This is a genomic window from Dellaglioa sp. CoH-56-MRSF-13, assembly GCF_056782095.1.
This window is the reverse complement of the sequence record NZ_JBXAYC010000050.1, coordinates 1-495: the sequence shown is the minus strand read 5'-3', so window position 1 is coordinate 495 and position 495 is coordinate 1. Positions and strand designations below refer to the sequence as shown.

Here is a 495-nt window from a genome sequence, read left to right as displayed (position 1 = left end):
CAATAAAGGCGGTTCTCTACGTGCCGACATAATGGCGGTGCACGTCAAAAACGAAATCGTCATGGTAGAAGTCAAATCCTCATGGGCTGACTTCAAAGTCGATAATGACAAAGGCAAGTGGCGGAAGTATCTGCCATTTTGCAATCGCATGTACTTTGCATGCGGTGCTGCCACGTATGAAAAAATTAAACCCCGCCTCCCACCGGAGGTCGGGGTATTTGTCGTTCGGTACTTCAAAGACAAGAAATACAACATTCCCAGAACGACTATACGAATGGTTAAGAGTGCTACGTATCGCGAAATTGATCCCGCGATCATGGCAAATGTGGCTATTCGCATGGCCTATCGTGGTGCCGATATGACACGATTCAAAATGAACAAACGCATTCAGTAAGGACAACACAATGTACACACGTAACCGTATTCTAGGAGTCTCCGGGGGCTCAATAAATGTCGATCCGGTGGGGGCTGGAAACGCGGTCGTGGGGCGCGCCC

At 48.9% G+C, this 495-nt stretch carries 1 protein-coding gene; it reads left to right on the top strand.

Going from position 1 to position 495, the window contains the following annotated elements; all coding sequences use genetic code 11:
* A partial coding sequence (locus AC1RP1_RS07810; RefSeq protein ID WP_481762692.1) for an MmcB family DNA repair protein occupies window positions 1-394 on the top strand: 394 nt, incomplete at its 5' end.
* Window positions 395-495: the final 101 nt, after the last annotated feature.